Source organism: Brachybacterium sp. 107, assembly GCF_052379725.1.
Lineage (GTDB): Bacteria > Actinomycetota > Actinomycetes > Actinomycetales > Dermabacteraceae > Brachybacterium.
Genome location: NZ_JBQSYW010000010.1, coordinates 34519 through 55221, shown reverse-complemented (window position 1 = coordinate 55221; position 20703 = coordinate 34519). Strand labels below are relative to the sequence as shown.

General features: G+C 70.2%; 16 protein-coding genes and 1 tRNA gene. 12 read left to right on the top strand and 5 right to left on the bottom strand.

The features are described from left to right. Window positions 1-28 precede the first annotated feature (28 nt). Window positions 29-427 carry a winged helix-turn-helix transcriptional regulator gene (locus ACT3UL_RS12155; RefSeq protein WP_444578494.1) on the bottom strand — a complete coding sequence of 133 codons (399 nt, stop codon included), beginning with the start codon at window positions 425-427 and terminating at the stop codon, window positions 29-31. Between the two features lie 65 nt (window positions 428-492). On the opposite strand from ACT3UL_RS12155, the gene ACT3UL_RS12150 reads away from it, so the two are divergent. Next, window positions 493-1386, top strand: a complete 894-nt coding sequence (locus ACT3UL_RS12150) for an alpha/beta fold hydrolase (protein ID WP_444578492.1) — start codon at window positions 493-495, stop codon at window positions 1384-1386. A gap of 45 nt (window positions 1387-1431) precedes the next feature. Here ACT3UL_RS12150 and ACT3UL_RS12145 read toward each other — a convergent pair whose 3' ends face one another. Both ACT3UL_RS12145 and ACT3UL_RS12140 read right to left on the bottom strand, forming a co-directional pair. Beyond that, window positions 1432-3021, bottom strand: a complete 1590-nt coding sequence (locus tag ACT3UL_RS12145) for an AbgT family transporter (protein WP_444578491.1) — start codon at window positions 3019-3021, stop codon at window positions 1432-1434. Window positions 3022-3078: 57 nt separating this feature from the next. Next, window positions 3079-4491, bottom strand: coding sequence for a M20 family metallopeptidase (locus tag ACT3UL_RS12140; protein WP_444578490.1), 1413 nt, complete (start codon window positions 4489-4491; stop codon window positions 3079-3081). A 183-nt stretch (window positions 4492-4674) separates the two neighbouring features. Here ACT3UL_RS12140 and ACT3UL_RS12135 point away from each other — a divergent pair, with 183 nt between their 5' ends. The 9 genes from ACT3UL_RS12135 (at window position 4675) to ACT3UL_RS12095 (ending at window position 14811) form a co-directional block, all read left to right on the top strand. Further along, window positions 4675-5628 carry a PTS sugar transporter subunit IIA gene (locus ACT3UL_RS12135; RefSeq protein ID WP_444578489.1) on the top strand — a complete coding sequence of 318 codons (954 nt, stop codon included), beginning with the start codon at window positions 4675-4677 and terminating at the stop codon, window positions 5626-5628. Window positions 5629-5736: 108 nt separating this feature from the next. Further along, window positions 5737-7332, top strand: a complete 1596-nt coding sequence (locus ACT3UL_RS12130; RefSeq protein WP_444578488.1) for a PTS ascorbate transporter subunit IIC — start codon at window positions 5737-5739, stop codon at window positions 7330-7332. 305 nt (window positions 7333-7637) lie between these two features. Further along, window positions 7638-9281: a sodium-dependent transporter gene (locus tag ACT3UL_RS12125; protein WP_444578486.1), complete on the top strand. Its 1644-nt coding sequence runs from the start codon at window positions 7638-7640 to the stop codon at window positions 9279-9281. A gap of 157 nt (window positions 9282-9438) precedes the next feature. Continuing rightward, window positions 9439-9546, top strand: a complete 108-nt coding sequence (locus ACT3UL_RS12120; RefSeq protein ID WP_444578484.1) for a methionine/alanine import family NSS transporter small subunit — start codon at window positions 9439-9441, stop codon at window positions 9544-9546. A 335-nt stretch (window positions 9547-9881) separates the two neighbouring features. Further along, the gene (locus ACT3UL_RS12115; RefSeq protein ID WP_444578482.1) at window positions 9882-11072 is read left to right on the top strand and encodes a hypothetical protein; all 1191 of its coding nucleotides are present in this window, start codon (window positions 9882-9884) and stop codon (window positions 11070-11072) included. A 214-nt stretch (window positions 11073-11286) separates the two neighbouring features. Then, window positions 11287-12651 (top strand): cation:proton antiporter, encoded by a 1365-nt coding sequence (locus tag ACT3UL_RS12110; RefSeq protein WP_444578481.1) that lies wholly within the window; start codon window positions 11287-11289, stop codon window positions 12649-12651. A gap of 481 nt (window positions 12652-13132) precedes the next feature. Further along, on the top strand, window positions 13133-13663 hold the full coding sequence (locus ACT3UL_RS12105; RefSeq protein ID WP_444578480.1) for a flavin reductase family protein: 531 nt from the start codon (window positions 13133-13135) through the stop codon (window positions 13661-13663). 137 nt (window positions 13664-13800) lie between these two features. Further along, window positions 13801-14643 carry a DUF5694 domain-containing protein gene (locus ACT3UL_RS12100; RefSeq protein WP_444578479.1) on the top strand — a complete coding sequence of 281 codons (843 nt, stop codon included), beginning with the start codon at window positions 13801-13803 and terminating at the stop codon, window positions 14641-14643. A gap of 83 nt (window positions 14644-14726) precedes the next feature. Further along, window positions 14727-14811 (top strand) — tRNA-Ser (locus ACT3UL_RS12095). A 106-nt stretch (window positions 14812-14917) separates the two neighbouring features. On the opposite strand, the gene ACT3UL_RS12090 is transcribed toward ACT3UL_RS12095, so the two are convergent. Next, window positions 14918-15979: an Rv2578c family radical SAM protein gene (locus tag ACT3UL_RS12090; RefSeq protein ID WP_444578478.1), complete on the bottom strand. Its 1062-nt coding sequence runs from the start codon at window positions 15977-15979 to the stop codon at window positions 14918-14920. Between the two features lie 273 nt (window positions 15980-16252). Between ACT3UL_RS12090 and ACT3UL_RS12085 the strand changes: the two genes are divergently transcribed. After that, on the top strand, window positions 16253-17608 hold the full coding sequence (locus ACT3UL_RS12085; protein ID WP_444578476.1) for a hypothetical protein: 1356 nt from the start codon (window positions 16253-16255) through the stop codon (window positions 17606-17608). A 35-nt stretch (window positions 17609-17643) separates the two neighbouring features. Further along, window positions 17644-18162: an OsmC family protein gene (locus ACT3UL_RS12080; protein ID WP_444578475.1), complete on the top strand. Its 519-nt coding sequence runs from the start codon at window positions 17644-17646 to the stop codon at window positions 18160-18162. Between the two features lie 348 nt (window positions 18163-18510). On the opposite strand, the gene ACT3UL_RS12075 is transcribed toward ACT3UL_RS12080, so the two are convergent. Beyond that, a complete protein-coding gene (locus ACT3UL_RS12075) occupies window positions 18511-20658 on the bottom strand; it encodes a S9 family peptidase (RefSeq protein ID WP_444578473.1) in 2148 nt (715 codons plus the stop codon). Window positions 20659-20703: the final 45 nt, after the last annotated feature.

Sequence of the window (20703 nt, the reverse complement as noted above, 5' to 3'; positions counted from 1 at the left end):
GTCCTGCCCAGCGCGTCGGCCACGGCGATCAGCTCACGGCGTCCGCCTCGTCGATGGCTGCCATGTTGGCCTCGGCCCAGGTGCGCAGAGCGGACAGCGGTACCTCCAGGGACCGTCCGAGCGGCGAGAGCCGATAGTGCACGGCAGGCGGGACGCAATCCTCGACACGGCGCACGACCAACCTGTCCTTGGACAGGCTCTGCAGCGTGCTCGAGAGCATCTTCTGCGAGATCCCCGGGATCCGGCGGCGCAGTTCCGCGAACCGGATCTCCTCCGACTCAGCCTCGGCCAGCACCTTGATCACCATCGAGGTCCACTTCGTGCCGATCCGGTCCAGCAGATGGCGGGTGGGGCAGTCCGGGTCCAACAGGTCACCTCCGCGTGACCCAGCGCCCGTCGAGGCCGCGTTCGGCTGCTGGTCGGTCACCTGGAGCTCACCACCTGAGAGAGAAGTGCCGTCTTCTGGTCTCTGACAAGACCACCTACGGTGACATGGTAACCAATGGTGACCAGGAGGTCTCATGGACGTCACCGACGCGTCTCATCATGGCCGGCACGATCCAGATCAACGTCGCGACAGCAGGTGAGGGACCGCCGGTGCTTCTGCTGCACGGGTTCCCCCATACCTGGCGCATCTGGACACCCGTCATGGAGGAGCTCGCCGCTGCACACCAGGTCATCGCCCCGGATCTGCGCGGCTTCGGCGGGAGCACGCAGGCGGAAGGACGGTATGACGCCTCGACGCTGGCCGGCGACGTCGAGCACCTGCTGGATGCGCTGGGCATTGCCTCCGCGCCGGTGGTGGCGATCGATGCTGCGGTGGCGCCCGCCTTCCTGCTCGCCCTCCGCCGTCCGGAACGGGTGACGGGAGTCGTGCTGATGGAAGGAACACTGGGCCGGCTCCCCGGGGCCGAGGAGTTCTTCGCCTCCGGCCCGCCGTGGTGGTTCGGGTTCCACCTGGTCCCCGGATTGGCCGAGACGGTCCTCGCCGGCAACGAGTCAGCCTACGTGAACTGGTTCCTGGCCACGGGCGCGCCCCTGCGCGGAGTGCCCGAGGAGATCCGGGCACCGCTCCTCGCCTCCTACGCACGGCCCGGAGGCCTGCACGGGGCGCTGGCGTACTACCGGGCGCTTCCGGAGTCGTCCGAGCAGCTCGCGGAGGCCGCAGCGACCGGTCGGCTGACGGTGCCCACGGTGGCGATCGGGGCAGCGACGGTCGGCTCTGCCCTCGCCGGGCAGCTGCGGCCGATCACGGACAGCCTGACGGAGATCCTCATCGAGGACAGCGGCCACATCATCCCCATCGATCAGCCCGAAGCGCTCCTCGAGACACTCCTCCCCTTCCTCGACAGCCTGGGCGGAGCGACATCGGCGCGACGAAGATGACCTCGCTCCCGAGCGGAAGCCGGTGCGACCCCTGCCTGGCGGCTGTCACTTCTCCAAGAAGATCCCGTTGCCCGGGCCCAGGGGCAGGTCGAACACGAAGAACGCGCCCAGGATGACCGTCCAGACGATCCAGAACGGCACCACGAACGGCAGCATGCGCGCCATCAGGGTGCCCAGGCCCGCGCCCGGCTCGTACTTCCGGATCATGCCCAGCAGCACGATCATGTACGGGTTCATCGGGGTGATGACCTGGGTGGCGGAGTCGCCCACACGGAAGGCCGCCTGGGTGAAGGCGGGCTCGTAGCCGATCAGCGCGAACATCGGCACGAACACGGCGCCCATGATCGCCCACATGGCGGAGCCGGAGATGATGAACAGGTTCAGGCAGCTGGCGAGCAGGATGAAGGCGATCACGGCGGGGAAGCCGGTCAGGCCCGCGCCCTCGAGCCCGGCGGCGCCGGTCACGGCGATCCAGGTGCCGATGCCGGACCAGTTGAACAGGGCGATGAAGTTGCCCAGCACGAAGGCGAGCACCACGAAAGGCAGCATCTCCTTGAGCGACTCGGTCATCATGTCCACGGCGTCACGGGTGGAGCGCACCGTCTTCGTGGCGATCCCGTAGGCCAGGCCGAGCACCACGAAGTACGCGACCACGATGAACACGATCGAGCTCAGCAGCGGAGACTTCGGCAGGAAGCCGCCGTCCTCGTTGCGCCACGGGGAGTCCGGGATCAGGAACGCCACCAGGAAGATCGCGGTGAGCACCACGGCGCTGATCACCGCGGCGAGCAGGCCCTTGTTCTCCTCGCGGGTGAGGGCGGCGCGCATCTGTTCGGCGCTCTCGGCGCTGTCGGCAGCGCCCTCGACGGCGACTTCGTCGCGGTTGATGCCCTGACGGGTCAGGCGCGGCTCGAGGACCTTGTCGATGATGAACCCGGCGACGAAGCCCAGGACGATCGACGAGGTGATGTTGAAGAACCAGTTCGAGACCGGGTTGACCGCGGTGGTCTCGAAGCCGGGCAGGGCGCCCATCACCGACGTGGTGATGCCGGCGAACAGCGCATCCAGCGACGTCGGGAAGATGTTCGTGGAGTAGCCGGCGCCTGCTGCGGCGAAACCGCCCAGCAGGCCGGCCACGGGGTGGCGGCCGGCGGCCTTGAACACGAGGGCCGCGAGCGGGGGGACCACCACGAAGGCGGTGTCGGCCATGATCGAGGAGATCACGCCGACGAACCCGACCACATAGGGCAGCAGCCAGGCCGGTGAGGTGCCGAACAGCTTGCGGATCCCGGCGGCGAGCAGTCCGGAGTGCTGGGCGATGCCGATCGCCAGCAGGATCGGCAGCACGGTCACCAGCGGCGGGAACCCGATGAAGTTCTCACCGAGGGTGGTGGTGAGCCAGGTCAGGCCCTCCCCCGTGAACAAGCCCTTGATGACGGTGGGTTCCTCGGCGCCGGGCACGGAGACGACCACGCCGCTCCAGGCCATCGCGGTGGACACGATGCCGGTGACCGCGAAGAGGACCAGGAAGAGCATGAAGGGCTCGGGCAGCTTGTTGCCCGCCCTCTCCACGCCGTTGAGGATCTTGTCGGTGATGCCGGTCGTGGCTGGTGCGGTCGATGCCGTCTTGCTCATGGGGACTCCGGACGAGGCAGGTGGAGGGGCGGGGCGGGATGCTGGCCGAGGGGCCGGTCAGTCGAAGAACGACGGCACGTCGATCGCGCCGCCGGCCTCCTCGAACTCGGTGGCCATAGCCGTGGCCAGCTGCGGGTCGTGGAGGGCGTCGAGCACGGTCGCGGCCAGGCCGTAGGCCCCGTCGGCCGCCGCGGACCGGGCGTCCTTCGAGACGGCCCAGGTCGCGAACTCGCGGGTGTGGAGGGCGACCTCGGGCGGGGCGATCCGGATCACCGGGTGGATCCCGGGCACGCGGTAGCTGACGTTGCCGAAGTCGGTGGAGGCCGCGAGGATCGGGGAGACCACGCCGAAGGGCAGCGGATCGCGGCCGCGGCGGCGCTGCGCCTGGACCCAGCGCCCGGTGAGGGCCTCGTTGGTGCGCACCGGCAGCGACGGCGGGTGCTCGTCCCAGCTCACGGTCACGCCCACGCCGGCCATGAGGGCGGCGCCGCGGGCCACGTCGTCGACCCGCGTCGAGAGGTCCTTGAGGGTCTCGGGGCGCTGCGAGCGCACGTACAGATCGAGCTTCGCGTAGTCCGGCACGACGCTCGCGCGCTCGCCGCCCTCGCGGATCACGGCGTGGATGCGGTCCGACGGCGGGGTCTGCTGCCGCATCAGCCCGATCCCCTGGTACATGAGGTTCGCGGCGTCCAGGGCGTTGCGGCCCATGAACGGCTGCGCGGAGGCGTGGGCGGTGTGCCCGTGGTACTCGACGGTGAGGGTCCGACGCCCCAGCCAGGTCTGATCGGCCAGGTCATAGCCGTAGGGGTGGGCCATCACGGCGGCGTCCAGGCCCTCGAAGGCACCTTCCCGTGCCATGTACTCCTTGCCGGTGTGGCCCTCCTCGGCAGGGGTCCCGAGGAACACGACCCGTCCGGGCACGGCCGACGGGTCGGCCTTCGCGAGCGCCGCCAGGGCCAGGAACGCGCCCAGTCCCATGACGGCGATGACGTTGTGGCCGCAGCCGTGGCCCACGCCGGGCAGCGCGTCGTACTCGGAGAGGATCGCGAGCGTCGGCCCGCCCGTCCCGTCGGCCTCGCCGCTCGCGGCCCCGCTCCCCACCTCGGTCCCCGAGATCTCCGCCCGGATCGCGGTGTCCAGGCCGTGCACGCCCAGCTGCGCCTCGATGCCGTGCGCGGCGAGGACGTCGACGATGGCGCGCGCCGAACGGTGCTCCTCGAAGGCGACCTCGGGGTGCTCGGCGAGATCGAGCATGAGGTCGATCATCTCGGAGCCGTCGGCCGCGACGAGCTCCTCGAGCCGATCGTGCAGGGCGCTGTTCGCCCCGTCGAACGACGAGCCCGGATGGGTCGCGGTGCGCATCGCCGCTTCCCGCTCGTCATCGAGCTGACGGAGGTAGGCGGTGGACACCTCGGTGTGCTGGGACTCCGGGCGTGAGGACTCGGGGTGCGGAGCCGACTGAGTAGACATGCCGACGACAATAGGCACCGGGCGGCAGGAGCCCGTGCATATTGCGCGGTGTTTCCTCACGTGTGAGGTGCGCTTCCGAGACGGCTCTTGCACCTCCTGGTGCGCGCACTGCGACGCTCGTGCGGCGTACGCTCGAACGTCCGCATCTGCGGCACCTCCTCCCTCACCCGAAGAAGCTCCCCCATGTCACAGCTCAGCGATCTGGTCGACCCCTCCGCCATCCTCCTCGACGCTCCGGCGCAGGACTGGCGCGCAGCGATCCGCCGGTCCGGGGACCTGCTGGTCTCCGTCGACGCCACCACGAGCTCCTACACCGACGCGATGATCCGCACGGTCGAGGAGCACGGCCCCTACATCGTCATCGCGCCCGGCTTCGCGCTCGCCCATGCCCGCCCCGACGAGTCGGTGCTGCGCACGGCGCTGTCGTTCGTGCGCCTGGCCGAGCCGATCCCGTTCGGGAACCAGGCCAACGACCCCGTCACCCTGGTGATGGCGCTCGCCGCTGCGGACGCCTCCGCCCACCAGGCGGCGCTCGCCGCCCTGGCCGGCGTGCTCGCCGATCCGGAGGGACGCCGCGCGCTGGATACGGCGTCGACTCCGGCGGAGGTGCTCGCCGCCCTCGGGGCCGACGGGGCCGACGGGTCTGGCACGTCCGACGGGTCTGGCACGTCCGACGGGTCTGACAGGTCCGACGGCTCCGAAGGCGCCGAGGATTCCGGCGGAACCAGCCGCTCCGGCGCGGCTCCTGCAGCGGCAGCAGGCTCGTCGGCCGCAGCGGGCTCATCGGCCGCAGCGGGCTCATCGGCCGCAGCGGGTTCGGCGGCCGCCGTGGATCCCGACGCGGTCCCCTCGAAGAACCTGATCCTCACGGTGTGCGGGAACGGGCTGGGCACCAGCCTCTTCCTCAAGAACACCGCGGAGCAGGTCCTGGACCGCTGGGGCTGGTCCTCCTACCTCGACATCCAGGCCACCGACACGATCTCCGCGAAGGGCCGGGCGAAGGAGGCGGACGTCATCCTCACCTCCGGCGCCATCGCGGACACCCTGGGCGACGTCGGCGTCCCGGTCGAGATCATCGAGAACTTCACCTCCCAGGTGGAGATCGACGCCGTGCTGCGGCGCGTCTACGCCGTCTGAGCCCGACCCACTGAGCTCGGCCATTCGAGCCCGGCCCTCTGAGCTCGGCGCACCGCCGGCTCTCCCCGCCCCCGCTTCCCCTTCTCTCCCACCCCACGGAGCAAGACCATGAATGTGCTCGTCTCGATCGCCGAGTTCCTCGTCAACGAGGTCCTCAGCGTCCCCGCCTATCTCATCGGCATCATCACCGCGATCGGTCTGGTCGCCCTGCGCAAGTCCGCCGGGCAGGTGGCCGGCGGCGCCCTCAAGGCCGTCCTCGGCGTCCTGCTGCTCGGCGCCGGCGCCACCCTCGTCGCCGCCTCCCTCGAACCGCTGGGCGTCATGATCCAGGGCGCTCTCGGTGCCCAGGGCGTGGTCCCCACCAACGAGGCCATCGCCGGGATCGCCCAGGAGAAGTTCGGCGCCCAGGTGGCGTGGCTGATGATCCTCGGCTTCCTCGTCGCGATCCTGCTGGCCCGTTTCACCCCGCTGCGCTATGTGTTCCTCACCGGCCACCACCTGCTGTTCATGGCCACCCTGATCACGGTGGTCATGGCCTCGGCCGGCATGCCCACCGTGGTCGTCGTGGTCCTCGGCGCGCTGCTGCTGGGCATCCTCATGGTGTCCCTGCCGGCCCTCTCCCAGCCCTGGACCCGCCGCATCACCGGGGACGATTCGATCGCGATCGGCCACTTCGGCACCGCGGGATACATCGCCGCGGGATCCGTCGGCCGCCTCGTGGACCCCAAGGGCCGCAGCCGCTCCACCGAGGACCTCAAGGTCCCCGAATCCCTGCGCTTCCTGCGCGACTCGATGGTCGCCACCGCCCTGTCGATGGTGCTCATGTACCTCGTCGTCGCCGTCGTCTACCTGGTGCGCGCCGGCCAGGCCACCGCCTTCGACGCCTTCGAGGGCGGCGCGACCGACGTCGGCAACTACCTCATGCAGTCCGTGACCCAGGGCCTCCAGTTCGGCATCGCCGTGGCCGTGATCCTCTTCGGCGTGCGCACGATCCTCGGCGAGCTGGTGCCCGCCTTCCAGGGCATCGCCGCGAAGGTGGTGCCCGGCGCGATCCCGGCACTGGATGCCCCGATCGTGTTCCCGTACGCGCAGAACGCCGTGCTGATCGGCTTCCTCTCGAGCTTCGCCGGCGGCCTCGTGGGCCTGCTGGTCCTCGGCGTGTGGCTGGGCCCGGTGCTCGGGCTGGCCCTGATCCTGCCCGGCCTGGTGCCGCACTTCTTCACCGGCGGCGCGGCGGGCGTCTACGGCAATGCGACCGGCGGCCGACGCGGCGCGGTCGCCGGCGGTTTCGTCAACGGCCTGCTGGTCACCTTCCTGCCGGCGCTGCTGCTGAAGGTGCTGGGCTCCTTCGGCTCGGCGAACACCACCTTCGGTGACACCGACTTCGGCTGGTTCGGCATCCTCATCGGCTACTCGGCGCGCACCGGTGTGCTGCCCGGCATCATCCTGCTGGTCGTGGTCGGCGCGGTGATCCTCGGCGGCGCCATCCTCATGCAGCGCCGCGTGGTCGACGCCGGCTGGGATCCGTCGCCTGCTCGCGCCGCGGTCGGTGCAGCCGCCGGGGCAGGTGCCGGGGCAGGCGCCCCGGGCAACGGGCCGACGGACGCCGGCTCCGCCTCACCTGCGGGCGTCGGCTCCGGGCGCTACCCGCGGGTCGCGCCCCCGGCCGGGGCACCCACTCCGCCGCCGCCTCCCGCCGACTGACCCCACCACCGGCAGACCTCACCACCTGCAGGGCCGCAGCGTCCTGCATCGGCATACGGCCCGCTCACCTCGGCGAGGTGGCGGGCCGTGCGCCACCGCACGACCTGGCGGACGAGTATCATCCGTGCACGATGCACGGTCGCCCACCCCACCGCTCGCGCATCTCCGGCCTTCGCACGGGCGCGAGACCCGCCGACCGTGCGCCGTCCCGGCATCGCGCCGGGTACGCCCCTGCCCGTCCCCATCCCGCACGCCCCACCCAGCCATCACTCCTCGGCGCACGCAATCATTCGGAGGCGACACCTGTGAGCGCACCATCCCCCTCCCCTGCCACGACGGCCTCGAGCGCCGACCGCGGGGCCTTCACCGGCCGCACCGCGTTCATCTTCGCGGCCATCGGCTCCGCAGTGGGCCTCGGCAACATCTGGCGCTTCCCCGCGGTGGCCTACGAGAACGGCGGCGGCGCGTTCATCCTGCCGTACCTCATCGCCCTGCTCAGCGCCGGCATCCCCCTGCTGTTCCTCGACTACGCGATCGGCCACCGCTGGCGCGGCTCCGCGCCGATGGCGTGGCGTCGCTTCAGGCGCTGGACCGAGTTCATCGGCTGGTGGCAGGTGCTGATCGCGCTGATCATCGCCCTGTACTACGCCCTGATCCTGGCCTGGGCCACGAACTACACGATCTTCTCCTTCGACCAGCGCTGGGGCGACGACGCGGAGGGCTTCTTCGGCGAGTTCACGCAGGCGCTCGGCGGTGCCGACGTGACGCTCTCCTTCGACGTGGTCCCGGCGGTGCTGATCTCCATGATCGTGGTGTGGCTCGCCGTCATCGTGGTGATGGCGCTCGGCGTGCAGAAGGGCATCTCCGCCAGCTCCGTCGTGTTCATCCCGCTGCTGGTGCTGATGTTCGTGATCCTGGTGGTGCGCTCGCTGTTCCTCCCGGGGGCGATCGACGGCCTCGACGCCCTGTTCAAGCCCAACTGGGGGGCACTGCTGGACGCGAAGGTGTGGATCGCGGCCTACGGCCAGATCTTCTTCTCGCTGTCCGTCGCCTTCGGCATCATGCTCACGTACTCCTCGTACCTGAAGAAGAAGACGGACCTCACCGGCTCCGGCCTGGTGGTCGGCTTCGCGAACTCGAGCTTCGAGATCCTCGCCGGGATCGGCGTGTTCTCCGCGCTGGGCTTCATGGCGCAGGCGCAGGGCGTGGCGATCGACGAGGTCGTGACGGACGGCGTGGGCCTCGCGTTCATCGCCTTCCCGACGATCATCAGCGAGGCTCCGGCCGGGGCCCTGATCGGCGTGCTGTTCTTCGGATCCCTCGTCCTGGCGGGCTTCACCTCCCTGATCTCAATCGTCGAGGTGGTCATCGCCGCGATCCAGGACAAGTTCGGCTTCGCCCGCATCCCCGCGACGCTGTGGGTGTGCCTCCCGCTGGCAGTGGTCTCCATCGTCCTGTTCTCGACCACGATGGGGCTGCCGCTGCTGGACGTGCTGGACAAGTGGGTCAACGAATACGGCATCGTCGCGGCTGCCCTGGTCTCCACGATCATCGTCACCTACGTGGTCAGAGGCCTGCCCACGCTGCGCGACCACCTCAACGTCAAGGGCACCTTCCCGATCCGCACCTGGTGGATCGTGTGCGTCGGCGGCATCGCCCCGATCGTCCTGGGCGCCTCGCTGGTGCTCAGCACCATCGACCTGCTCACCGCTCCGACCATCTACGGGGAATATCCGAGCTGGTTCGTGGTCGTGTTCGGCTGGCTGATGGCGATCGGCCTGCTGGTCATCGCGATCGGGCTCTCGCTGATCCCGTGGCCCGCCGGCTCGAACATCTACAAGGACGACTCCGACGGCGACCCGATCGCCCCCGCAGCCGTGGCCGGCAGGGGCCTGGTCTCCACGCCCGAGGCGACCACTCCCCACGAGCTGCGGTCCGCCGAATGGTGACCGCCGCCCCGCACCCGATCCCGTCGGCACCACTGACTTCGTCTGCACCACTGACCCCGTCGATCTCGTCGACCTCGTCGGCCCCATCGATCTTGTCGACCTCGTCAGCCTCGTCGATCTCGTCGATCTCGTCGATCCCCCTCAGCAAGGAGTGACCATGTCTGTCTCTGCAATCGTCATGATGTCCATCGCGATCATCGCCGTCTGGGGCGGCCTCGTCGCCGCCATCGTCAACATCGTCCGACACCCCGAGAAGGACGTCTGACCCTGCCCGGCGGGGGCGGGGGCGGGGGCGGGGTCGGGGCCACTGCGGCCTTGCGCCGCCCCGCTCCGCCTTGCCTTGCCTTGCCTTGCCTTGCCTTGCCTTGCCTTGCCTTGCCAGCATGCGCCGTCAGCATGCGCCGAGTGGCCCCTGAGGACCTGTCCGAGGCACCGCGATAGGTCCTCAGGGACCACTCGGCGGCCCTCCCCTCCCGCCATGCCGCGAGCGTCCCCGCGGACCGTGCCCGCGGGGTCGGCACCGTTCCTCCCCACAGGCCGCCCTTCCACAAGGATGGATCCGCGTCGGAGCAGGCACTGCATGACCCCTACGGTCGCCGCATGCGTGCGACCCCGCTCCCCGACCAGGTCCTGCTGCCCCGCAGTCGCTGGCGCGAGCTGGGCGTCTCGACGAATCGCCTGAGCAGCTACGAGTTCGTCCGTCCGCTGCCCGGACTGCTCACCCCGCGCCGTGCCCCAGCGTCCTTCCAGGCAGTGGCCGCCTCCCTGCAGAGGACCGTGGTCCCGGGCGCCGTACTCAGCCACACCACGGCTGCCGTGCTGTACGGAGTCCCGGTCCCGGTCGACGCCGACAACGGGGTCGGTCTCCTCGTCAAGTTGCGCGATCCGCAGGACGGCCGGCACCGGCTCAGTCTGCTCGCCCCACGGAACGATCCGGACGCGCCGCCGCTCGCGGACCTCTGCCTCGACGGCCCCAACCACCCCGCTCTGGAGCTTCGCCTCCCCCACCTGCATTGCCGTATTCCTCCGGGGCCCCGTGCCAAGGCCGGGCAGCACGTCACGGTCCATCGCCTGACAGTGGGCAGAACCCGCAGGTGGAACGGTCTCGTCCTCTCAGCTCCGCCCGATCTCCTGCTCGAGCTCGCCACGACCCTCGAACACGACGAGGTGGTGATCGCCCTGGACCACTTCCTGGGGCCCCACAGCGCCTTCGGCCCGACCAGTCGGGAGGCCATGCGGCAAGCCTTCGAACCGTTCCGGGGCCGCCCCGGCTTCCGCGCTTTGACCAGTGCTCTCGCCGACGCGCGGGAAGGGGCCGAGTCCCCGGGAGAGACCCGGACACGCCTCCTCGTCCTCCGGGCCGGGTTCCCCGAGCCGACTCCGAATCTCCGCGTCCCCGACCCGGATTCCGGAACCACCCGGCGCATCGACAACGCCTACGCATCGCTGCTGATCGGCGTCGAGTACGACGGCGACATCCACCGCAGCAAACAGGCATGGCGCGAGGAGCATGCTCGGCGTGACTCCTTGGAATCCGCCGGGTGGACGCTCCGACGGCTGACAGCGGCCGACATCCGCCGCCCCTCCCGATTCCTCAGCGCCCTGCGCCGCAGCGTCCTCGCCGCCGGCGCTCCGGCCCCGCCGGTGAGCAACTGGAAGGGAGCGACCGGGCGCGCTCTCAGCCGGCCCCGACCACGACCCGGCCCCCGACCGCGCTCCCGGCCTGGTCACGGCCCGCTGGCGGGCACGCCTTCGCTGCCACCTCCACCATTGGCCGCTGAGGACCTATAAGAAGCACCGCAACAGGTCCTCAGGGACCAATGGGTGGATAGAGCAGCGAAGCGGTCCGGGGCAAGGGAGCTCGGGGGCAGCAGCGCGAACTCGGCAGCGGAGCGAACTCGGCAGCGAGGCGGGCGAGGGCTCGGCGTCCCCGGTGTCGCCCCCTCGTTTTCTGACCGACAATGGTCATGGAAATCCACTCGACGTCGGACGAAGGACACCGCCCATGGCCGAGGCGCACATGCTGGTCGACAATCTGCTGTCCATGTGGTGGATCGCGCTGGCGGCGGTCCTCGCGCCGCTCCTCGCGCTGGTCACCCGGCGCACCATCCCGGACGTGGTCTGGCTGCTCGGCTTGGGGGTGCTCATCGGCCCTTACGCGCTGGGGCTCGCCGAGCAGACTGAATCCGTCGAGTTCCTCCGCGAGCTCGGCATCGGCTTCCTCTTCCTGCTCGCGGGCTTCGAGGTCAACACCTCGGACATGCGCGGCAAGCAGGGCCGTCACGCCGCTCTGACCTGGGCTCTCTGCGCACTGCTGGGAATCGGGGCGGGCTTCCTGATTCTCCAGGGCGACTGGCACACCGCGGTCGTCTTCGGCATCGCGTCGACCTCGACAGCGCTGGGAACCCTGCTGCCGATCCTCAAGGACTCGGGCGTGATGAACTCGCCGCTGGGACGGTCCACCATGGTCCATGGCGCCTTCGGGGAGCTGCTGCCGATCGTGGCGATGTCCTTGCTGCTCTCCACCCGCGGCACCTGGCAGGCGGCGCTGATCCTGCTGCTCTTCGCCGTCCTCGCCGTGCTGACGGTGGCGATCCCCGGGCGGTTCTTCCGCCGCATCCCACTGCTCGGGAGAGCCTTCGCCGCGGCGTCGAACTCGACGATGCAGACGACGCTGCGGGTGACCGTCTGGGTGCTGATCTCCTTGATGCTGCTCACCGCCGTCCTCGAGCTCGACGTCGCCCTCGGGGCGTTCGCAGCCGGGCTGCTGCTGAACGCCGCTCTCCGGTCCGCCTCGCCGACCCATGCCGACGAGGTCATGCACAAGATCGAGATCGTCGGGTTCAGCCTGCTCATCCCGGTCTTCTTCGTCACCAGCGGGATGAGCATCGACCTCGCTGCGGTCCTCGCGCAGTGGCCGCTGCTGCTCGGCTTCGTCGCCGTGATCGCGCTGGTCCGCGGGCTCCCGGTGTTCCTGCGCGAGACCTTCACGACCACCCATTCAGGCCTGGGGACGCCGCGTGAGCGGGGCGCTCTGAGCCTGTACGCGGCGACGGGCCTGCCGATCATCGTCGCCGTCACCCAGGTCGCCGCGTCCTCCGGGCTGATCACCACCACCATGGCCTCGATCATGGTCACCGGCGGAGCTGTCACCGTGCTGGTGTTCCCGTTCCTCGCCACGCGGCTGATGGCACGCGGGACGTCGCCGGGCACGCCGGGAGATCAGGCAGCCCAGGGAACTCAGGGAACTCAGGGAACTCAGGGAACTCAGGGAACTCAGGGAACTCAGGGAACTCAGGGAACTCAGGGAACTCAGGGAACTCAGGGAACTCAGGGAACTCAGGGAACTCAGGGAACTCAGGGAACCTAAGGAGCACAGGAGACGCCCGGGACACCAGAGGCGCCGGAGACGCCGGACGAGTCGGCGACTCAGCGGTAGAGGTGAACCGCTCGCCTCACCGTCGGCTCGACATCTGAAACACTTCAGATTCGCCGGTGAGGGGTGGAAGTACCGGTGCGCACCGGCGCCATGGCCGCCGTCCAGGAGCTCAGCTACCGGCCCGGCTCCCAGCAATGCAGGGAACTCCGCCGGGCAGGCGGCAGCGGGCTGATCGGGGTGCTGCCCACCGACCTCGGGAATCCGTGTCGCACGGACGTCATCGCGATAATCGAGGCGGAGGCAGAGGCGGAGTTCCGGGGCCCAAGGATCGTGATCGCCCGCTGCCGAACAGGTCTTCCGCCGTCACAATTCTGGCGGCAGAACAGCACGGCCCCTATGTTCGCTATCGTCACCCGAAAGTCTCCATAGGACCCAGGAGTCCCAGACCGAATCCCTTCGAGGAGGGCAGTCCATGCCGTCTGACCCCACGACCTTCACCGATAGTCCCACCAAAGCCGATGGCGCCCTGGACCGGGAGACCTTCGCCGACCTCTTCCGTCGCCATCCCGCCGGTGTCGCCGTCGTCACGCTGACCAACGGGACCCGACCCCTCGGATTCACGGCGACGTCCGTGATCTCCGTGTCCGCGCAGCCCGCCGTGCTCGCGTTCTCCATCAACGACACGTCGTCCTCGTGGCCGGCGCTCAGCCAGGCCGAGACGGTGACGGTGAACCTGCTGGCCGCGAACCAACGTCAGGTCTCCACCGTGTTCGCGACCTCCGGCATCGACCGGTTCGCACAGGTCGCCTGGCACCATCTCCCCACCGGGGAGCCCGTGCTGGACGGCACCGCGGGGTGGATCAGCGGCCGGATCCTGCAGCGCGTCCCCGCCGGCGGCAGCCATCTCGTGATCGTCGCCGCGGACCGCGCAGAGATCGCGAACGACGAGCCGCTGGTCTATCGCAACCGCACGTACCACCAGCTCCTCGAGTACGAGATCTGAGCTGGCGGAGGGCGCCGCTCGATAGCCTGGACCATGCCTCCAGCACAGAAAGGTCGACGATGTCCTCTCCCCCGCTGAGCACGGAACTACTGATCGTCCCGACCGCGCACCTGTCTGCGAGCACACCGGAGCCTGCAGTGGCTCGTGCACGCGAGCGCTTGGCCGCCTGGCGACCGAACCTGGTGGCGATCGAGGCCCTGCCGGGGAACCTCGTCGTCGAGTACGAGCAGCGCGGCGGGACGTTCGCTGACTTCCAGGTCGGCGGGGCGATCGACGCCCGATGCGGTGCCGCTCTGCTGAGCTCGCCGCCGAGCGATCTCTGGGTCGCGCAGCAAGAGGCTTGTTCACCCGACAGCTCGCTGACAGACCGGGTGCTCGCCTGGATCCGGGCCCGCGAGCCGATCAATGCTCTACTGCTTCCGTACCAGGTTGCGAACCTCGATGAGCCGGTCAGGAAGTTCCTCGACGATCTCGCGGGCCGACGCCGGGAGACCATCTCGATCGGCGCGCACATTGCTCGAAAGCTCGGCCATTCTTACGTCGCGCACGTTGACGACCATGCCGGTGTCGAGAACATCGACCCGCTGCCCGAGGGATTCGAGGCGGAGCTCCTGGGCTACAAGGAGGAGATCTCCGGTCTGCTCGCGGAGGCTGTCGCTCCACCGCATCTCGTGGAGGATCTCTGGGCTCAATGGCGGTTCTACGCATCGGATGACGTGCGGGCCACGACCGAACGTCTGGAGAGCTCGGAGCGCCTCGTGGGCGGAGAGGGCACCCCGCGGCTGCGACGGGTGATGCTGGCGAACTGGCGCGCGAGGAACCTGGCGATCGCGGCGCGCCTGCGGTCGGCGACGGGTGCCGTCCCCAGCGGACGGGTGCTGTTCGTCGTCGGCTCGTCCCACGAGGCGCCGCTGCGTACCGCCCTGGGCACAGATCAGTACGACCTGCGACTGGTCGAGCTCAAGGAGCTGGAGCCCTGAATAGGAGCGAGTGTGACCTGCGCCCGCTCGGTTCGCACCACCCCTGGGTGTCGGGTACGCTGATGCCTGCTCTTACGAGCGCTGGAGGATTCGCCTAGCGGCCTATGGCGCACGCCTGGAACGCGTGTTGGGTTAACGCCCTCAGGGGTTCAAATCCCCTATCCTCCGCCGAAGAAATGCCCCTCACCTGCTGGTGGGGGCATTTCTGCATCCGCTAGATTCCGAACAGTCGCACCACTCAGCACAGCCGCGCCTCTCCGCACAGCCGTGCTCGTCAGAACAGTGACGGCTGCGGGACCAGGTCGAGTGCGGCCGGGGCGGGCCGCACCCTGCCGGCCCGGGCGGCTCTGCCAGCGGCGGCCCGTCGTTGCTCGGGCTGGTCCTCGTCCTCGTGGATGTCCAGGCCGTGGCGCTGCAGCAGCGGCCGCACCCGCTGGGACAGGTTCTTGCGATAGCTCGCCGGTGCATAGGACTCCCGGCCGTAGAAGCGCTGATATCCGGTGGCGAGCTCGGGATGCTCCCGCTCGATCCACTGGAGGAACCACTCCTTCGCGCCCGGCCGCAGGTGCAGCGCCCCGAAGACGACGCGCTCCGCACCAGCCGCGGCGATCTGCGCGAGGGCTTCGTCGAGCTGGGCGTCGGAGTCGGTCAGCCACGGCATGATCGGCATGAGGAACACGGTGACGCGGAAGCCGGCGTCGGCCGCGGCGCGCACGGTCGCGAGCCGCGCGGCGGTGGTCGGGGTGCCCGGCTCGATCGCCTTCTGCAGGTCGTCGTCGAAGACGGCGATCGACATCGAGAGGTCCACCGGGACCCGCTGCGCGGCCGTCGTCAGGAGCGGGAGGTCCCGCCGCAGCAGGGTGCCCTTGGTGAGGATCGAGATCGGCGTGCCGCTGTCGGCGAGGGCGGAGATGATCCCGGGCATGAGCCCGTAGCGCCCTTCGGCGCGCTGATACGGATCGGTGTTGGTGCCCAGTGCCACGAGTTCGCGGCTCCAGGAGCGCTTGGCGAGCTCGGCGCGCAGCACCTCGGCGACGTTGACCTTCACGATGACCTGCTGATCGAAGTCGGCGCCCGCGTCGAGGTCGAGATAGGTGTGCGTGCTGCGGGCGAAGCAGTAGACGCAGGCGTGGGAGCAGCCGCGATACGGATTGACGCTCCACTGGAACGGCATCGAGCTCGAGGCGGGCACCCGGTTCAGCGCAGATTTCGCCGTCACCTCGTGGAAGGTGACGCCCTGGAACTCGGGAGTGCGCACGCTGCGCACCAGTCCCTTCATCCCGAGGAGGGCCTGGGAGCGCTGCTCGTCGTCGATCGCCTGTCCACTCCATCGCATACCGCACAGTCGAACGTGCGTTCGATCTTTTGTCAAGGAGGCGCGCACGCTCCGTCCTCGCGGCCGACGGGCGCCACCTCGTGACCGCATCGGGACCTCCGGCGTCGAGACCGGCGAAAGCCCACGTCAGCGGCACCGCCATGCCCGTCCCACATGCCTCAGGGCCGTCGGCACTGGTCGATCCGCGACGCCGAGCCCACTGTTCCCCCGCTCGCTCCGTCCTCCCCGGATATCCTGCGAGCTGCAACGGCCGGGGAACGCAAGGGGGAGCGCATGTCGGGCACAGGGGACGGCGCGCCGCATGACGGCCCTCCGGGGTACGGGGGCGACAACCGTGATCGACCGCAGGGCTGGGGAGCACAGGGCGCCGACCCCGACGCCACCCATCAGGCGTGGAGAGCGGACCAGCCCCACCTGAACGCTCGCTCCGGCGCCTCCCCGTACAACGCCTCGTCCCCTGCTCCGCAGTCCAACGGACAGTTCGGCACCTCCCCGCAAGGCGGTCCGGGCAGCCCGACAGGTCCCGGCGGCCCGACAGGTCAGGGCGGCCCGACAGGTCAGGGCGGCCCGACAGGTCAGGGCGGCTCGACAGGTCTGGGCGGCCCGCCGGGCGCTGTCGACCCCAGCGGTCCACAGGCACCGGGCCGTCCGTCCTCTCCTGGGCGCCGTTGGGCACTGATCGCGGTGGCGTTCGGCTGCATCGCCATGCTGCTGCTCGTGATCGGCGGAGGCGTCCTCTACCTGACCCTCCAGCGCAGCGGCGGGACGAACCCCTCCGTAGCAGCCCCGTCGGACCCCGAATCGACCTCGACGCAGCCCGCGGAGACCGACTTCTCGACCGACCCGGCGGACTCGACGTTCGTGGGGATCTCCCCGCTCGACACCGTGGACGGCGATGCCGACGACGTGTGGGCGGTCATGGCCAACAACCCGCTGACCACCGGCTCCCTGCCCGATGTCAGCACCTGCGAGATCCCCGAGACCCCGGTCGAGCAGACCGTGGAGGAGCTGCAGGCCACCCTCGACGCCGCCAACGACTGCCTGGACTTCCTGTGGTCCAGCGCGAACTCCGACCGCGGGCTGCCCTGGGACGAACCGACGGTCCAGGTCTACACCTACCCGGACATCCCCAGCTCCCCCTGCGAGCCGGACACCTTCGAGGAGGACTTCCCGCGGGTGTGCAACCTCGACTTCACCATCTACTGGCCCGCGGGCTACGGCACGGGAGCCGAGCAGACCGACTCGGCCGCGGTGCCGGGCGCCTATGTGTGGGACCTGTCGTGCCTGTACATGAACACGGTGACCTGGAACAGCTCGCTGGCGTTCTACTTCAACGCGCTCGACGAGAAGCTCGCGGACGATCCGGAGCGTGCTGACGAGGCCTGGCGCCGCTACAACCTGCAGATGCGCTGCCTCGCGGCGGCCTCCACCATGCAGGTCCCCGCGGCCGCGCAGCCCACCCCGGAGATGATCGAGACGCTGCTCGATGAGTCGACCTGGCCCACGGAGGACGAGCCGCACAGCCTCGAGCCGGCGTCCCGCGTGCGCTGGCTGAAGGTCGGACTGGAATCGGACGGCGACGTCTCCCAGTGCAACACCTGGCTCGCGCCGTCGGACCAGGTGGCGTGATCTCCCGCGATCCGACTCCCCACTAGCCTGGAGCCATGGTGCAGCCCTCGACATCCTCTCCGCGCGACCCCTCATCCGGCGCCTTGTACACGGCCCGCGTGGACAACGTCGACGGCACGTCGGGACAGGTGCGCGTGCACGAGGGTCCCGCCACTCTCGCGCCAGAGGTCCCCTCCGCCGAGCTTCCGGAAGGAGCCGCCCCGACCCCCGAGGCCCTGCTCCCCACGGGCGGGCCGACGGCACCGGCACGCGGGTTCAACCCCGAGCAGTTCCTCGCCATGGCCTGGAGCACGTGCCTCGGTGAGACCCTGCGCGTGGTCCTCGCGGAGCGGGGCCTGCCCCACGAGAGCCATGTGAGCGTCGAGGTGGGCCTGCACCGCGACCCGTCGGGCGGTTACCGTTTCGCGCCCCGCGCTCTCGTCACGATCGACGAGATGGCGGCCGACGAGGCGCAGCCGCTCCTCGAGGCCGCCCATGCCCGCTGCCCCGTCTCGAAGCTGCTGAGCGGCTCGAGCGAGCCGATCGTCGAGCTCCAGGAGCCCGACCGCGTCTGAGGGGCCGACGGCAGTCGAGGACCTGACCGCGCTCGAGGACCCGACGGCGGTCGAATGTTAGCTCCGAGCTGAGGTCGACGTGATGCACCGCAAGACCCCCTGGCCAGCGCACGAGAGGCCCGCCCCACGACCCGACGCTCAACCCGCCCCACGACTCGCCGAGCGAATCCACCGATACGTCCCGCCCACGGGACATTTCAGTGGATTCGCCGTGCGTGTCCTGGCATCGCCGCCCAGCTGCCCACGGGACGGGTCGACCCGGGCCACCTCGGGCCGCCTCGGGTCGCCTCGGGTCGCCCCGGGCCGACCCGGGCCGCCTCGGGTCGCTTCGGGTCGCTTCGGCGCACCTCAGCCGAGAGTCGCCGGTCGCTCCCAGGCCACCCCGCGCACGTGCTCGTCGAGGAACCCGAGGAAGGTCTCGTACCAGACCTGTGCGTTCCCGCGGCCCTGGATCCAGTGGCCCTCGTCGGGGAAGTACAGGTAGCGGTGCCGGGTGCGTCCGTCGGCGTCGCGCGGGGTCGCCGAGAACTCGTGCAGGTCGTACCAGAGGGCGTGGCCCTGGGCGATCGGCACCCGGTAGTCGCGGTCGCCGTGGATCACGAGCATCGGGGCGACGATGTCCCCCACGTAGTCCTTGGGGTTGTACTGCTGGTTCTGGTCCCGCATCGACCGCTCCCAGCCCGCATTGTCGGTGGTGTGACCCATCGACTCGGTGTCCCACAGCGAGGCGTGCGTGACGATGCAGCGGAAGCGGTCGCCGGTGTGCCCGGCCACCCAGTTGGCCATGTAGCCGCCGTAGGAGCCGCCGGCGAAGGCGGTGCGCTCGGCGTCGATGTCCGTCCGCTCCACGGCCGCGTCCGTCAGCGCCATGATGTCGGTGAACGGGGCGCCGCCCAGCTCGTGCTGGCCGCGGTCGATCATCGCCTGGCCGTAGCCGGTGGAGATCGCGGGGTCCGGCAGCAGCACGGCGTAGCCGGCGGCCACAAAGGGGTTCGGGTTCCAGCGGTAGGTCCAGGCGTTCCAGGATCCCCAGGGGCCGCCGTGGGCGAAGACCACCAGCGGGTGCGGGCCCTCGCCCTCGGGGACGCGCAGCCAGGCGCGCAGGTCGGTGCCGTCCTCGGCGGTCGCGATGATCTCGGTGAGCGTGCCGGCGGAGGCCAGGGAGGCGGCCGGGTTCGGCAGCTCCTCGACAACCCCGGTCGCCGGGTCGATGCGCACCGGGAAGGGCGCCACGTCGATCCCGGAGGCCGACGCGATGACTGCTCCCCCGGCGACCGATGCCGACGAGAACGCCAGATCCTGCTCCGGGCCGCCGGCGAGGCGTCGCGGTGTCGGGTCGTCGACCCCGCCGATCCACACGGAGCCGCGGCCGTGGTCATCACTGGTCGCGATCAGCGTCGTGTCGTCCAGCCACACCGGATCGACCCAGTGGTCCAGCTCGGGCCACACCGTGGTCGTGGTCCCGTCGCTCAGGTCCAGCAGCTCGACCGAGGCCGAGAGGCTCGCGTGCTGGGTCCAGATCTGCTGGCGTCCGATCAGCGCCCTGGTGCCGTCCGGGCTGAACTCGCCGGGGCCGTACTCGACCTCCGCCGTGGCCTCGCGCAGGAGGCGCGGAGGCTGGGCGCCGATGAGGTCGAGGAGGTAGAGATCGGGGGCGGCGACCAGGTCGCCGCGGGAATCCGACATCGCCACCAGGGCTCTCGATCCGATGCGGTCGACGGTCCAGCCGACGAGCCGACCCGGCGGCATCTCGACGTGGCGGAAGTGCAGCACCTGCGCGCGGGGCCCGTCGTCGGCGGATCCGGTGGCGGGGTCGGTGGCGGATCCAGTGGCAGATCCGTCGGCGGGATCGGCGGCAGATCCGTCGGCGGGCTGGGTGGCAGATCCGGTGGCGGAGTCGGCGGTCGCCGATCCGGTGGGCTCCGTGGCCTCGGCCCAGTCGAGGTCCTCGGGCAGAGCGGCGAGGGCGAGGACGGTGCGCGTCGGCCCCAGATCCTGATCCCAGTACCGGGTGGGGAAGGCGGCGTGGAAGGCTGCGGTCACCTTCGCGGTCTCCCGTGCCGCGCTCAGACGCGCGTGCTCGATCTCGTCGGCCGCCTGGGAGTGGACCTCGAGCTCGGCGAGAAGGTGGCCGCCGGCCAGGTGGAGCGCGCCGAAGCCGCCGGGACGAGCGGCGAGCTCGCGCGCCTCGCCCCGCACGGGCAGCGCCCACAGCTGGGCATCCCCCGACGCGTCGGCCTCGGAGCCGTCCTCTCCCACCCGCTTGGCGGTGAAGAAGGTGGTGCCGTCCTCGGCGGCGGCGACCGCCCCGATGGAGGCGTCACCGCGGGTCAGCGGCAGGATACGGTCTCCCTCGAGCTCCACGAGCGCGCTGCGGTAGGCGGTGCCCTTGGCGTTCGGGGAGGAGACCTTCGCGAGGATCCTGCCTCCCTCGGTGGTCTCCAGCCCGGCCAACCGGGTCGCGTCCAACAGGGCTTCGATGCTCTCGGATGTCATGGTTCACCATCCTGCCACCGGCGCCTGACAGCGCGGAGCCGTTCT